Annotated in this window: 10 protein-coding genes, 2 tRNA genes and 1 pseudogene; 12 read left to right on the top strand and 1 reads right to left on the bottom strand. The window is 32.7% G+C overall.

The features are described from left to right. Positions 1–8: 8 nt before the first annotated feature. The 3 genes from rpsT (at position 9) to greA (ending at position 875) form a co-directional block, all read left to right on the top strand. On the top strand, positions 9–266 hold the full coding sequence (gene rpsT, locus FNIIJ_RS01175; RefSeq protein ID WP_038436229.1) for a 30S ribosomal protein S20: 258 nt from the start codon (positions 9–11) through the stop codon (positions 264–266). Between the two features lie 2 nt (positions 267–268). Continuing rightward, positions 269–340, top strand: a tRNA-Glu gene (locus FNIIJ_RS01170). Between the two features lie 61 nt (positions 341–401). Beyond that, positions 402–875: a transcription elongation factor GreA gene (greA, locus tag FNIIJ_RS01165; RefSeq protein WP_096325171.1), complete on the top strand. Its 474-nt coding sequence runs from the start codon at positions 402–404 to the stop codon at positions 873–875. Positions 876–1,049: 174 nt separating this feature from the next. Here the strand turns inward: greA and proS are convergent, their stop codons facing one another. Beyond that, complete coding sequence (proS, locus tag FNIIJ_RS01160) at positions 1,050–2,522, bottom strand: proline--tRNA ligase (protein WP_038436227.1); 1,473 nt, start codon at positions 2,520–2,522, stop codon at positions 1,050–1,052. A gap of 93 nt (positions 2,523–2,615) precedes the next feature. Between proS and cysS the strand changes: the two genes are divergently transcribed. The 9 genes and pseudogenes from cysS to odhB all read left to right on the top strand — a co-directional run bounded on the left by cysS (position 2,616) and on the right by odhB (position 14,839). After that, positions 2,616–4,070, top strand: a complete 1,455-nt coding sequence (gene cysS / locus FNIIJ_RS01155; RefSeq protein ID WP_038436225.1) for a cysteine--tRNA ligase — start codon at positions 2,616–2,618, stop codon at positions 4,068–4,070. Positions 4,071–4,845: 775 nt separating this feature from the next. After that, on the top strand, positions 4,846–5,241 hold the full coding sequence (locus FNIIJ_RS01145; protein WP_051673248.1) for a F0F1 ATP synthase subunit B family protein: 396 nt from the start codon (positions 4,846–4,848) through the stop codon (positions 5,239–5,241). A gap of 706 nt (positions 5,242–5,947) precedes the next feature. After that, a pseudogene (locus tag FNIIJ_RS01920) lies at positions 5,948–6,275 on the top strand (F0F1 ATP synthase subunit alpha); the annotation flags it as partial. 180 nt (positions 6,276–6,455) lie between these two features. Further along, the gene (locus FNIIJ_RS01835; protein WP_262481934.1) at positions 6,456–6,587 is read left to right on the top strand and encodes a hypothetical protein; all 132 of its coding nucleotides are present in this window, start codon (positions 6,456–6,458) and stop codon (positions 6,585–6,587) included. Between the two features lie 590 nt (positions 6,588–7,177). Beyond that, positions 7,178–8,185: a tryptophan--tRNA ligase gene (trpS, locus tag FNIIJ_RS01590; RefSeq protein WP_051673256.1), complete on the top strand. Its 1,008-nt coding sequence runs from the start codon at positions 7,178–7,180 to the stop codon at positions 8,183–8,185. After that, positions 8,163–8,249 (top strand) — tRNA-Ser (locus tag FNIIJ_RS01140). The genes trpS and FNIIJ_RS01140 overlap by 23 nt, the downstream gene beginning before the upstream one ends. Positions 8,250–8,272: 23 nt before the next feature. Beyond that, positions 8,273–10,900 (top strand): alanine--tRNA ligase, encoded by a 2,628-nt coding sequence (alaS, locus tag FNIIJ_RS01135; protein ID WP_038436222.1) that lies wholly within the window; start codon positions 8,273–8,275, stop codon positions 10,898–10,900. Between the two features lie 2 nt (positions 10,901–10,902). Continuing rightward, positions 10,903–13,677 (top strand): 2-oxoglutarate dehydrogenase E1 component, encoded by a 2,775-nt coding sequence (locus tag FNIIJ_RS01130; RefSeq protein ID WP_233485136.1) that lies wholly within the window; start codon positions 10,903–10,905, stop codon positions 13,675–13,677. 4 nt (positions 13,678–13,681) lie between these two features. Further along, complete coding sequence (odhB, locus tag FNIIJ_RS01125; protein WP_038436221.1) at positions 13,682–14,839, top strand: 2-oxoglutarate dehydrogenase complex dihydrolipoyllysine-residue succinyltransferase; 1,158 nt, start codon at positions 13,682–13,684, stop codon at positions 14,837–14,839. The last annotated feature ends 8 nt before the right edge of the window (positions 14,840–14,847 follow it).

Raw genomic sequence — 14,847 nt, 5'->3', positions numbered from 1 at the left:
AATTATCCATGTCAAATATAAAAAAGAAAATTCTACATAATAAAAATCGTCGGTTACGTAATAGATATAGCTACAAAACTGTTCGTACAATTGTAAAACAAATTCGTAAAGAAATAGAAAAAGCAAGAGATATAAATTACCTTGAGTCTTATTACTCATATTTAAGTTCAAAGCTGGATACACTAGCTAAGAAGAAAATTATACATAAAAATAAAGCTGCTAACTTAAAAAGTAAGTTGGCTAGTGCTATAAATGCAATCAAATAAATGGCCCATTCGTCTAGCGGTTAGGACATCAGGTTTTCATTCTGAAAAGAGGGGTTCGATTCCCCTATGGGCTAACTCATTATGTGTGAACCCCTGAATATTATAATTCCCATTTTTAAAGAAAATAAAATGCCTATAGAAAAATCCGAATATCTGACAGAAGAAGGATTAAAAAAACTTATTAAAGAAGTTGAACATCTTGAAACAGTAGAACGATCTCGAATATCTCAACAAATTTCTGAAGCTCGAGATAAAGGAGATTTATCAGAAAATGCAGAATATGACGCTGCTAAAGCAGCTCAGGAATTGATAGAAATGCGTATTGCACGTATAAAAGAAAAAATTTCTCATGCACGCGTGATAGATAGTTCTCAAGTGGATCGTTCTAAGGTATCTATTCTTTCTACCGTCCACATAAAAAATATTACTAAGGGAATAATTCATATTTATACGTTGGTTCCTGAAAGTGAAGCTGATTTAAGCGCAGGTAGAATATCTATAAAAACACCAATTGCCCAAGGGTTACTAGGAAAAAAGATTGGAGAAACTTCTAATATTAGACTCCCTAACGGAAATAAAATTGTGCTAGAAATTCTAAAAATTCATTAAAAGTATGTCTTGGCATCTAGATATATCGGTCTAACACCCGTTTTTAAAATATTTTTTGTCTTAATAATTCATCTCCTACCAAAAATTCGATCTTCCTTTAATAAGTCCAAAGCCCATAATTTTAGTCCCAGTAGCCAAGTCTAATGTCTTCTCGAGGTTTCGTGTACCCTTAAATTAATAAGATCTAGCAAAAAAAACCTTTTTTGATGAAGGTTTACCTGAATATACACAATATCCTTTTTTAGTGTCAGAATTTAATGGTATACAGCGAATAGTTGCTTTAGTTTCTTCTTTAATTTTTTTTTCAGTTTCAATTGTACCATCCCAATACGCGGAAATAAATCCTCCCTTGTTATCTAGTATTTTTTTAAAATCTTCATAATTATTTACATGAAACATCAATGCATTTCTTTTTTTTAAAGCACGATTATATAATTTATTTTGAATATCCTCTAGAAGTTTTGGAGCTAATCTCAAAAATTCGTTTTGTGAACATAGTTGTTTTTCCATGGTATCTCGTCTAAATAACTCCACTTGATTTTTTTCAATTTCCCTTATTCCCATGGAAATCCGTAAAGGAACTCCCTTCATTTCATATTCGTTGAATTTCCAACCAGGAGTTTTATGATTTTGATAGTCATATTTTGTGCGTATTCCATGATTTTCAAGATATTTTTTAATTATTGTAACAGATTTTTCAATGATTCTAAGCTGTTCGTGATTCCTATAAATAGGAATGATAATAACTTGTATAGGGGCGAGTTTGGGAGGTAAAACCAATCCATAATCATCAGAATGAGTCATGATTAATGCTCCTATTAAACGAGTGGATACCCCACAAGAAGTAGCCCAAACGTACTCTTTACCCCCAAATTGTTTAGAAAATTTCACATCAAAAGCTTTGGAAAAATTTTGTCCTAGAAAATGAGAAGTCCCTATTTGAAGAGCTTTTCCATCTTGCATCATTGCTTCAATACAATAAGTTTCTTCCGCTCCGGAAAAACGTTCAGTCTCACTTTTCGTGCCTTGAATCACTGGTACCGCCATAAAATTTTCCGAAAAATTAGTATAAACTCTAAGCATTTTTTTTGCTTCTTCAATAGCTTCTTCTCGGCTAGCATGGGCAGTATGACCTTCTTGCCAAAGAAACTCTGAAGTTCGTAAAAATAATCGGGTTCGCATTTCCCAACGAACTACGTTAGCCCATTGATTTAGTAAGATAGGTAAGTCTCGATAAGATTGTATCCATCTTCTGTAGCTGTCCCAGATAATAGTTTCAGAGGTAGGACGCACTATGAGTTCCTCTTCAAGTCTTGATTTAGGATCTAACATTATTTCTTTCCCATCAGGTGTATTCTTTAACCTACAATGTGTTACGACAGCGCATTCCTTAGCAAATCCTTCCATATGATTCGTTTCTTTTGATAGGTAGGATTTTGGAATCAATGTTGGAAAATAAGCGTTTTCATGTCCTGTCTGTTTTAACATTTTGTCTAGAACTGATTGCATTTTTTCCCATATAGCGAAACCGTATGGTTTGATGATCATACAACCACGGATACCCGAATTTTCAGCGAGTTCAGATTTTATAACTATTTCATTATACCATTTTGAATAATTTTCTTTTCTTGAGATCAATGATGACATGTGTTTAATTATATTAATTTTTGTAATCTGTTAAAAATTGTATAAATGCATTTTTTCAAAAATTATCGATGATGTAACTCAAACTTAGTATAGATGAAAATGAAGCAAAAAATAAAAATATACAACACTCTTAGTGGAAAAAAAGAAACTTTTGTCCCTATTATTCAAGGACATGTTGGAATATATACTTGCGGCCCCACTGTTTATAGAGAAATCCATTTAGGAAATTGTCGTACATTTATTTTTTTTGACTTGATAGTTCGTTATTTTAAATATCTGGGGTATAAAGTACGTTACGTGCGTAATATCACTGATGTGGGACATCTTGAAGATGAAGGTGAAGATAAAATTTCTAAAAGAGCTCGTTTAGAACGTCTAGAACCTATGGAAATTACGCAAAAATATACCCTTGATTTTCATCATATTCTTTCTGTATTAAATACATTACCTCCTAATATAGAGCCTATTGCTACAGGTCATATTCTTGAACAAATAGAACTGATTGTCAAACTTATTGACAAAGGACTAGCTTATGAAGTAAATGGATCTGTTTATTTTGATTTAAAATCCTATATCCAACGTTATGATTACGGGATTTTGAGCCATAGAAATATAGAAGATCTCATAGCCAATACACGTAATTTAAAAGCGCAAAATGAAAAACGATATACTCTAGATTTCGCCCTATGGAAAAAAGCATCGCCTAAGCATCTTATGAGTTGGAATTCTCCTTGGGGTAAAGGTTTCCCGGGATGGCACTTAGAATGTACCGCTATGAGCACAAAATATTTAGGGAATGTTTTTGATATACATGGTGGTGGAATAGATTTAAAGTTTCCACATCATGAATGTGAATTAGCCCAAGCTCTGGGCATTTCCGAGAAAAATCCAGTTCGATACTGGATTCATGTTAATCTCCTGACTATAAAAGATAAAAAAATGAGTAAGTCAAGCGGACATCTAATTCTTCCTTCAGAACTTTTCACAGGAGAAAAATCTTTCTCTGCGAATCTTATTCGATTTTTTATGCTTCAATCTCATTATCGTAGTGTATTTGATTTTTCAATCCAGTCTCTTCTCTCTGCGGAGAAGGGATTTCATCGTCTGATGAAATATTTTACCACCTTAAAAAGGTTAATAGCAGAAAAAAATCGGGGTCTTTCTACTTTTGATGTGAAGGATTGGATCCAGAGGTGTTATGATGCTATGAATGATGATTTTAATAGTCCAAAATTAATTTCCCATCTCTTTGAAGCAGGTAATTTAATTGAATCTTTTGTCAAAGGAAAAGAATTCTTAGATATTTATGATATCCAATTATTACATAGAAATATGAGAAATTTTCTTACAGAGGTCTTAGGAGTTAATATTCCTTCAGACTTAACCGTTAATCACAAGTTGATAGATCTCCTATTGGAGATACGAAAATTAGTCCGAAAAGAAAAAAAATGGGATATATCAGATAGGATACGGAATGAGCTCTTTCATCTTGGATATTCATTGATTGATAATGAGGATGGTTCTACTTGTTTAAACCCAAATTTCTAGAATTTAGATCGATTCAAATTAGTGAAAAGTAGTATTTTTATTTTTTCTCTCTTTTTTGTGCTTCATAGTTTTGTAGTTTCTTATCCAGAAAGAATTCTTGAACCGAGATTCATCTGAATGGCACTTTTGGGGTAGAGAAAAGTCTAAGTATTCCTTTACCTATAATTTTGTGTCTTTCTTTCGGTTTAAATATGGAAGAAAGGTTGTCTGATGGAAAATATTATCGTCTTGTGCAAGACGCTGATGGGTCCACCTAAATGAGCAACCGTTGAATCTCTCCATTACGAAAAATGTTGTGGCTACTTTATGTTCTGTTTTTATTCTTTGTCCTATTTCTTTACAGGAGAACCACTAATTTTGTTCCTCAGAGATGAATTAGCTATTCAAAACATAGGGAACCCTATGTATAAGTTGTATTTTCCTACAGTATTTTTTTATCTCCTACAATCTGATTGGGATGCTACGAAAGTAACTGGGAATACCACCTTAGTTTTATCGTTGATTACCTTTCTAATTATAACCTCCAAAAGATCTTATTGGAAACATATTTTCCATATGCCTCCGTTCGTTTTTTCCGAATCCCAATAGAACTTGTAGGAATCTTTATAAGACTTCGTTGCCTTATTGGTATAAAAGATAATGAAACATCTTAATTTCTATGGACGCTAATCTTAGACAGACAGGTCGCAGACACCAAAGTGCTCCTGCATCACTTTTCGTACTGCCCTTTTAGGTATATTAAAATAGGGTTACCGAGAATTTATTTAATTATATCGTGGATTTAGTAACGCCTTCCATAGGTTTTATTTTTTGGCATCTCTTTTTCATTCTTACAAAATTTGCGTGGAAACCCATATTAAATCTGATTAAACAACGTGATACTCATTTGCATAATTCTCTAGAAGCTGCTCAAAAAGTACGTTCAGAAATTCGTCTTTTTCATCTTGAAAAAGATAATTGGATTAAAGAAAGTCGTATTGAACGAGATCTTTTATTAAAAGAAGCTCGGATAATGAGTGATAAAATCCGTGAAGAAGCAAAAAAAAAAATCGGTATTTTTATTCCTTTCTTAAAATGCCTTCTTTACCGTTTAAAAAAAAAAAACAAAACAAAACAAAAAAAGAGAAATATTCTTGATTCTTCAAAAACAAGACGACAATTTCTTTATTAAAATCTATTACTCATGAATTTTTTAGGGGAGAAGCCACTATCATCACGGCTATACCTTTAAATATTGGATGAAGTTATGGAAATACAAAAGACTTTCTCTTGAAGAAAGTAGATCCTACTATTATTGGTGCTCTGAGCGGATATGAGTCTTAGTAAAGAGCTTATAAGCTACTAGAATCTCTTACAATTAGATGATAGATCTAAAATCTTAGCCATCTTGAAAAAAGAATTTGGTGTGGGACTTAAAATAGGTGATGGAGTAGACAATTAGTAGAATTTCATACTGGTCTTAAAGGTATTGTACTCACCCTGGTTATCCTAGAAGGATACAACGTAGCGTACATATAGCTTACCTAGCTTACCTCCTAATCTATCGTAAGCCTCTCTACAAACAGGTCTTATAGCTATTGATGCTATGATTCCTATTAGACGTGGGCCAACGACAGACAGGTCAAACCACGATTCTTAATCAGAAGGAATGTTATGATCACCAGTTTTTTGTCTTTATGTTGCCAGTGGCAACACATTAAAAATGTAGACGGTCGTAGTAGAATATTTTCGTGAGGCCGATGATCTTACCGTGAAATTTCTTTGCTTTTAAGACTCCAGGACGAGAAGCTAATCCTGTCTACGCTTATTGTAACGTTCTGCATGATGAAGTAGCCCGTAATCTTAACGATGTCTCAAGGGGGGACAGCGATACCCAAGAGGTAGACGCTTATATTCCAACTAATATTATCTCTATTAGGCCAAATATTTTTATAAATTGATTTGTTTAATTCTGGGGGCAGCAATTAATGAAGGGATTTCTGGATCCCGTGTAGTAGCAAGCTGGAACTCTTAAAATTGATCAGGCTCAATTCCGTGATCTGGAAGGAAGGAAGGAAGGAAGCCTTTTAAAAGTTTGTTTCTAATCTTGATCCTGTTACTATGGATATTAGAAATAAAGGTAAACATAACGTGGAAATTCTAAAACAACGGATAAATAATCCTTATAAAATAGCTATACTATATCTCGGTCCCAGAAATCTGTTGACTCTCTTAATAAGGTTCACGAATTTGAGGAAGAATATTTATTTAAATAACAAATATCCTCAAATAATGTAACAAAATTTACTAAAGTGCTTGAAAGAGTCTCTCATGAAGAGAAATATATTAAAGGACGTGCCTAGTTTAAAATAAATCCTTTTTCGGATTCAATCAGTTTCTTCTATGATGAAGATTACTGCAGCTAAACTTAAAAAAACTAAAGATGCTAAAGATGCTAAAGATGCTAAAGATGCTAAAGATGCTAAAGATGCTAAAGATGCTAAAGATGCCATATTACAATTCTATCCTTATTCTTAAGGAATAGAAGACGTCTACTTTTTCAAATACAGATTTTAATTCTATTTATTTAGAAGAGGTTTTTGTAAATACAAAATTAATCATTGTTATCAGTTCTAATAGGGGACTTTGTGGAAGTTTCAATGATGCAATCGTTAAAGATATTACTCATAAAATCTCTATTCCTTTTCAGAGGAAAAAAAATTACTATAACATAATTTTAATCTATTTTATACGATTTATGACCATCAGGTAGAAATATTCTGTGATTCTTTAATAGAAGAATTTCTTAAAGGTTCTATTCATATAGTATATATTGTGAATATAAAAATTCTGGAGTCGGTTTTAAAACCGAAAACTATTACCTATCTCTATAAAGTCTAGTAATGATGAAAAGGTTAATTACTTTATGGAGCCTTCAAAAGAAGCTCTTTTAGACTATTTAATTCCTAAAAATAGCTATTTTTAAAGCAATGCTTGATCACGGATGATGGCTATGCATAAAGCCACAGAAAATGCTTCTAAAATTAAAAGTGAGTTAATACTTCACTCTAATAAAGAACGTCAGAATTCCTAAAGAAATTCTGGGAAGAAGCGTTAAAATATTAAAAATGTCCAGAATATTAACGGGGATCCAAAGCACTGGTATTCCTCATTTAGGCAATCTATTGAGTGTTATTTTTCCAGCTATTCAATTGGCAAATAGCTCTGATTATACTTCCTTTTTATTTATTGCAGATTTACATTCGTTAACTGTTGTTAAAAATGCTGAGTTATTAAAAGAATATACCTATCAAGTTTTGGCTACTTGGCTTGCTTGCGGGCTTGATGCTGATAGAGCGATTTTTTATCGTCAATCCGATGTACCTCAGACAACTGAATTATCTTGGTATTTAAGTTGTTTTTACCCTTATCATAGACTTAAATTAGCACATTCATTTAAGGAAAAAAAAAATTATATTAAAGAGATTAACACTGGCTTATTTACCTATCCTATGCTTATGGCAGCGGACATATTGCTCTACGATGCTGAAAAAATACTAGTGGGGAAAGATCAACTCCAACATATGGAGATTACGCGTGATATAGCCAAGCGTTTTAATAGTAAAATAGGAGAAGTCTTTGTTGTCCCAGAACCTATGATTAATAAAAATATGATGTATATACCAGGTATTGACGGAAACAAAATGAGCAAATCTAAAGGAAATATTATAAATCTTTTTGCTAAAGAAAAAGAACTATACCAGCAAATCATGAATATTCGAACCAATAATCTTTCCTTAGAGGAGTCTAAAAATCCAGAAACAGATTTAATTTATACTTTTTACAAATTTTTTGCTTCTGAATACCAAATTATTGAAATGGAAAAAAATTATCTATCAGGAGGTTATGGTTATAGGAATGCTAAACAAGCTCTTTATGAACTTTTATTACATAGGTTTAAACACGAACGAGAAAAATTCAATGAATTTATACAAAAAAAAGTACTTTTAAATAAAATTCTTTCTCTGGGAGCTGAACGTGCTTCACAAATAGCTACGATCACATTACAACGTGTTAGAAAAGCCTTAGGGATCAGCATATTGGAAAATTCTTGGAGAGATGGCCGAGTGGTCTAAGGCACATTCCTGGAAAGTATGTTCACTGAATACAGTGTCAAGGGTTCGAATCCCTTTCTCTCCGCAATCCTATATAAAACTTATGTGATGTTTACCTCTCGTAAAATCCGACAGAGTTTTTTAAATTTTTTCCAAAAAAAAAATCATAAAATCTTTCCTTCATCTCCCATTGTTATAAAAAATGATCCCAGCCTTATGTTCACAAACGCGGGAATGAATCCTTTCAAAGATTATTTTCTCTCGCAAAGAATCCCTCATTATTCTAGAATAGCTAATACGCAAAAATGCTTACGAGTAGTAGGAAAACATAATGACTTAGAAGATGTCGGTCATGATACTCATCATCATACTATGTTCGAAATGCTTGGAAATTGGTCTTTTGGAGATTATTATAAAAAAGAGACTATAGAATGGTCTTGGGAACTTCTTACTGAGGTCTACAAAATCCCTAGTGAAAATTTATATGTTACAATATTTTCTGGTGATGATAAAAATGATATTTCTCCTGATGAGGAGTCTAGATTTCTTTGGTCAAGATTTATTGACAAAAATCGCATTATCTCTTTTGGTAAAATAGAAAATTTCTGGGAAATGGGATCTATCGGTCCTTGTGGACCTTGTTCAGAAATTCATATAGATTTACGTAGTTCAAAAGAAAAAAAGTCTGTTTCCGGTAAGGATCTTGTTAATAAAAATCATCCGGATGTCATAGAACTATGGAATCTTGTATTTATAGAATTTCTTAGGAAATCGGATGGAAGTCTTGAAAAATTAGAGAATCGTCATATAGATACTGGTCTAGGTATTGAGAGACTCTGCAGAGTATTGCAAAACAAATCTTCAAATTTTGACACTGATCTTTTTCGATCTCTAATTAAAAAAATAGAATCGGTTAGCAATGTTAATTATGGGAAAAATTCTCAAATAGATATAGCTATTCGTGTGATAGTAGATCACATAAGAGCTATTTCTTTTGCTATTGCTGACGGACAAAATCCCTCTAATATTGGTCCAGGATATGTAATTCGTCGTCTTTTGAGAAGATCCATAAGTTATGGATATCAATTTTTACATCAGAATCAAGCTTTTTTGTATAAACTTGTGAAAGTTCTTGTACAAGAAATGGGAGATATATTTCCTGAACTTGTTCGTCAACAAAAGTGGATAGAGGAACAAGTCCAAGCAGAAGAAAGCACTTTTTTTAATACCATAACTCATGGCATAAACAGAATGGGAAATCTTATTGAAGAAACTAAACAAAAAAGACAAAACCAGATTAGTGGAGATAAAATATTTGAGTTATATGATACTTACGGTTTACCTATATATATTTCACGTTTATTTGCTGCAGACAATTTGTTAAAAATAGATGAAATAGGCTTTAAAAAAGAAATGTCTCTTCAAAAAGAACGTGCTCGGAAATATGGGAATATTCAGCATGATGATTGGACTATTCTCAATAGTTCTTTCGTAGAAGAAGAAAACAAATTTATCGGTCATGAAATTTTATATGCTCATGTTTATATACAACAATATCGTCGTGTGCAAACGATTAAAGGTCCCTATTATCAAATTGTTTTAAATAAAACACCTTTTTTACCGGAAGAAGGTGGCCAGGTAGGAGACAGTGGTTATTTGGAAAATGAATTTGATACAATACGAATCATAAATACTTATAAAGAGAATGGTCTTTTTCTTCATACGATAGAAAAACTTCCTGATAATATCCAAAAACCTTTCAAAGCTTCAGTAGATAAAAATCGTAGAAAGAAAATTGAAAAAAACCATAGTGCTACTCATTTATTACATTATGCTCTAAAAAAAGTCCTAGGGTATCATGTTTCTCAGAAAGGATCGTATGTAGGGCCTGATAGATTGCGTTTTGACTTTTCTCATACTAAAAAAATACGTATTGAACAATTGCAGTCGATTGAGATGTTGGTACAGGATATAATATTTAAAGATTATCCTTTACGAGAACGTAGAAACATTCCATTTGAAACAGCAATTTCAGAAGGATCTGTAGCAATATTTGGGGAAAAATACGGAAATAAAGTGCGAAGTATTGGTTTTGGCCCCTCGTTAGAATTGTGTTTTGGAACACATGTAAAGAAAACTGGAGAAATAGGATTATTCAAAATTGTATCAGAATCTTCTGTAGGATCAGGTATTCGACGTATAGAAGCAATTACCGAAAAAACTGCCATTGGATATCAAAACAAGATATATGATGATTATAATAAAATTATTTATCAAATACATAATCCCTCCGATCCGATTAAAACGATACAACAATTGCAACAGGAAATAAAAAAGTTACGAACAAAAATAAATATTGTAACGTCACGAGAAATACAGAGATTAAAAAAAGAATGGTTAACAAAAGCTAAAAAACATGATAGATTTATGTTGATCTATGAAAAAACAAATCTAGAACCTACTGCTATGAAAACCATAGCATTAGAATTACGTAGGGAACATAGAGAACTAATAACAGTTGTTGGTCGTTCTGAAAAAAATAACGTGCTGCTTTGCATAGCTGTCTCTGATGATCTTGTAGAACATGGGGTAAATGCTTGTAAAATTCTTCAAAAATTATCCCCATATATCAAAGGGAAAGGGGGAGGTAAGAAGTTTTTTGCTATGGCAAAGGGTAACAATTCTACTGGGTTAAATGAAGCGATAAAGTTAGTGGAGAGTTTTATTTTTAACTAAAAATGTTACATTTTAATAATCATTCTCTCTTCTCAGAAGAGTTATACTTATTTCTCATGGATCGTTATTCTTTTCTGAATACCGTTCATCCAAAACTCATTGAAGAGCTCTATCATAGATATCTTCATACTCCAGACCAGATTGAGCCAAGTTGGCGAGCTTTTTTTCAAGGTTTTGATTTTGCCTTGGCAACCTACAATAGAAATGATAACAAGGATTCTCAAAAAATTCTGAAGGAATTCCAGGTCTTAAATTTGATCCAAGCCTATCGGAGTCGTGGGCATCTTTTTACGAAAACTAATCCAATTAGGAGTAGGCGTGAATATTCTCCGAATTTAGATATTGAACAATTTGGACTTGGGATAGAAGATCTTGAAACGGTTTTTGAAGCTGGAAAACTTGTCGGAAAGGAACCTTGTACGCTGGCTAATATATTGACTCATCTGAAGACTGTATATTGCGAATCTATAGGAATAGAATATATACATTTGCGAAATCCAGAAAATATTTACTGGATTCAGCAATGGCTTAATAAAAATGAGAATAAACCGTCTCTTTCGGTTGAAGAAAAAAAAAACTTACTGAATAAACTCACTGAAGCAGTAGTATTTGAAAACTTTTTACACACTAAATTTGTAGGTCAGAAAAGATTTTCTATTGAAGGGAATGAATCTTTGTTACCTGCTGTTGATGAGCTTATAGAATATGCCTCGATTTGTTATGAAGCCGAGGAATTTGTTATAGGGATGGCTCATAGAGGTAGATTAAATGTATTAGCTAATATTTTAAAAAAAAGCTTAGAAGAAATATTTAGCGAATTCGATGGAAAAGAATATGATGAAAAAGTTTTTTCTGGAGACGTCAAATATCATTTAGGAGCTACGATAAAACGAAATAACCGTCATGGGAAATCTATAAAAATAAGTCTAGCACCGAATCCTTCGCATCTTGAAACTGTAGATACTGTGGTAGAAGGTCTCGCAAGAGCGAAGATAGATCATTACTATAAGAAAAATTATAACCATCTGTTACCCATTCTTATACATGGCGATGCTGCTATTTCTGGACAAGGTCTTATTTATGAAATTGTGCAAATGTCTCAACTAGAAGGTTATAAAACAGGAGGAACGATACATATAGTAGTCAATAATCAAATGGGATTTACCACTGATTATATAGATGGTCGTTCTAGTATCTATTGTACTGATATAGGAAAAGTTACCCTTTCCCCAGTATTACACGTCAATGCTGATGATGTAGAATCCGTTATTCACGCTATACATTTTGCTGTCGATTTTAGAATGCATTATCAAAGAGATGTTTTTATTGATATTTTGGGATATAGGAAATATGGACACCATGAAGGAGATGACCCCAGGTTTACACAACCTTCACTTTATAAGGCTATTGCGAATCAGATTAACGCTAGAGATATTTACAAAAAAAAATTACAAAAAGAAAACATCATAGATAATGCATACATTCAAGTTATTGAACAAGATTTGAGTAAAAAGCTAGAAAATAGCTATGAAAGAGCTAAAAATAGGAAGCGAAATCAATTAAATTATTTTTTGCCTTCAGAATGGAATATTTTTTCACCAGACCAATCTTCTCAGGTATTCAAAGAGATGGATACAAGTTTTCCTATAGAACTACTAACAGAAATAGGCTTAATAATAAGCAGTTTACCAAAAACTTATCATTTCTATAAAAAAATAGAAAAAATTTTAGCCCAAAGAAAAGAAATGATAAAAAATGGTAATATCATTGATTGGGGTATGGCAGAACTTTTAGCTTATGGGACTTTATTATATGAAAATTTCGATATCCGTCTTTCTGGAGAAGACGTTGAGAGGGGGACTTTTTCCCATCGTCATGCAGTAATTAAATCCGAAAATTTTGAAAATAAGTATATTACACTAAACCATCTTAGAGTAGGACAAGGTCTTATACAAATATATAACTCCCCACTTTCTGAATACGGAGTAATGGGATTTGATTATGGTTATGCTATGGCTTCTCCTAATACCCTAACTCTTTGGGAAGCACAATTTGGAGATTTTAGCAATGGAGCTCAAATTATTATAGATCAGTATTTATCTGCTGCAGAAGATAAATGGAAAATACAAAACGGATTAGTACTGTTATTACCTCATGGCTATGAGGGACAAGGATCAGAGCACTCTTCTGCACGTATTGAACGATATCTTCAATTGTGCGGCCGATATAATATGTTTATACTAAACTGTACTAATCCGGCCAATTTTTATCACGCTTTACGAAGACATATGAAATTTCCTTTTAGAAAACCCTTAGTTATTTTCACCCCTAAAAGTCTCTTAAGACATCCTAAATGTGTTGCTACATTAGCAAATCTGGCTACAGATAGATTCTATCCAATCATAGACGACGACACTGATGATCCTAAACGAATAACACAAATAGTTATTTGTTCAGGAAAAATATATTATGAAATCCTTAAGGAAAAAGAAATCACTAGATCTATGCATATTGCACTAATACGGTTAGAGCAGTTATATCCTATCCAAAAAGAATTATTAAAAAGAATTTTGGAAAAATACCCAAAATGTAAACGATGGATGTGGGTTCAAGAAGAACCTAAAAACATGGGACCTTGGCCTTACATATCTTATACACTAAAAAGCATCCCTTTTGAGATTATATCTCGTGATGAAAGTGCTTCTCCAGCCAGTGGTTCTTATAGTAATTTTATAAAAACACAGAAGGAAATTATAGAAAAAGTTTTTAGATCATGAACTTATGATATTGGAAATGAAAATTCCCTCCCCGGGTGAATCGATTACAGAAGTCGAAATCTCTTCCTGGCTCGTAAAAAATGGGGATTATGTAAGAAAAGATCAAGTTATTGCAGAAATTTCTTCTGATAAAGCTACCTTAGAACTTACAGCTGAAAAAAGTGGCATTATAACTCTAAAAGCAAAGGAAGGAGAAACCTTACAAGTTGGTCATATAGTATGCTTGATAGATCTGAACAAAAATGCGTCTGCACGGATAAAAAAAATAGAAGAAAAACCTATTACAACAGATGAACTTAAAAAAATACCTTCTCCAGCAGCAAGGAAGATTTTAGCAGAGAAAAATATTTCTTATTCCCAAATTTTAGGTTCTGGTAAAGAAGGTCGGATTACCAAAAAAGATGCTCTTAAAGCTATTCCGTCGATGGGTGGGGCTCCTCGTTCATTTCAAAGAGAACGTCTTTCTGCACTTAGAAAGAAAATTTCGGAACGTCTAGTCAACGTAAAAAACGAAACTGCTATGCTTACTACTTTTAACGAAATAGACATGAGCGAGATATTCAGTTTGAGAAATCGATATAAAGAACAATTTAAAGAACAACATGGTGTCGGATTAGGTTTTATGTCTTTTTTTGTAAAATCTTGTGTAAAAGCTCTAAATTTATATCCTGATATAAATACTATGATTGATGGAGAAGAGAAAATACATTATGATTTTTGTGATATCAGTATTGCTATATCTGGACCTAAAGGTTTAATGGTTCCAGTTTTAAGAAATGCAGAGATACTTTCCTTCAGAGGAATAGAACAAGAGATAAAACGTTTAGCATCACGTGTCCGATCCGGAAAAATTTCCGTAGATGAAATGAGTGGTGGGACTTTTACCATTACTAATGGAGGAGTATTTGGTTCGATGCTTTCGACTCCCATTATTAATCCTCCGCAAAGCGCTATTTTAGGCATGCATAATATAGTTGAGCGTCCTGTGGCCATAAATGGAGAGGTGAAGATTCGTCCCATAATGTACGTAGCACTGTCATATGACCATAGAATCATAGACGGAAGAGAATCTGTGGGATTTCTAGTGTCTGTTAAAGAAATTTTAGAAAATCCTATAGAAATTTTGATGGAGAGTAAAATTGAGAATGCGCTAGAATTATAGTTAGCATA

It is taken from the genome of Candidatus Walczuchella monophlebidarum, assembly GCF_000709555.1.
Lineage (GTDB): Bacteria > Bacteroidota > Bacteroidia > Flavobacteriales > Blattabacteriaceae > Walczuchella > Walczuchella monophlebidarum.
Note: the sequence above shows the minus strand (reverse complement) of the source record. Positions and strands in the feature narration are given on the sequence as shown.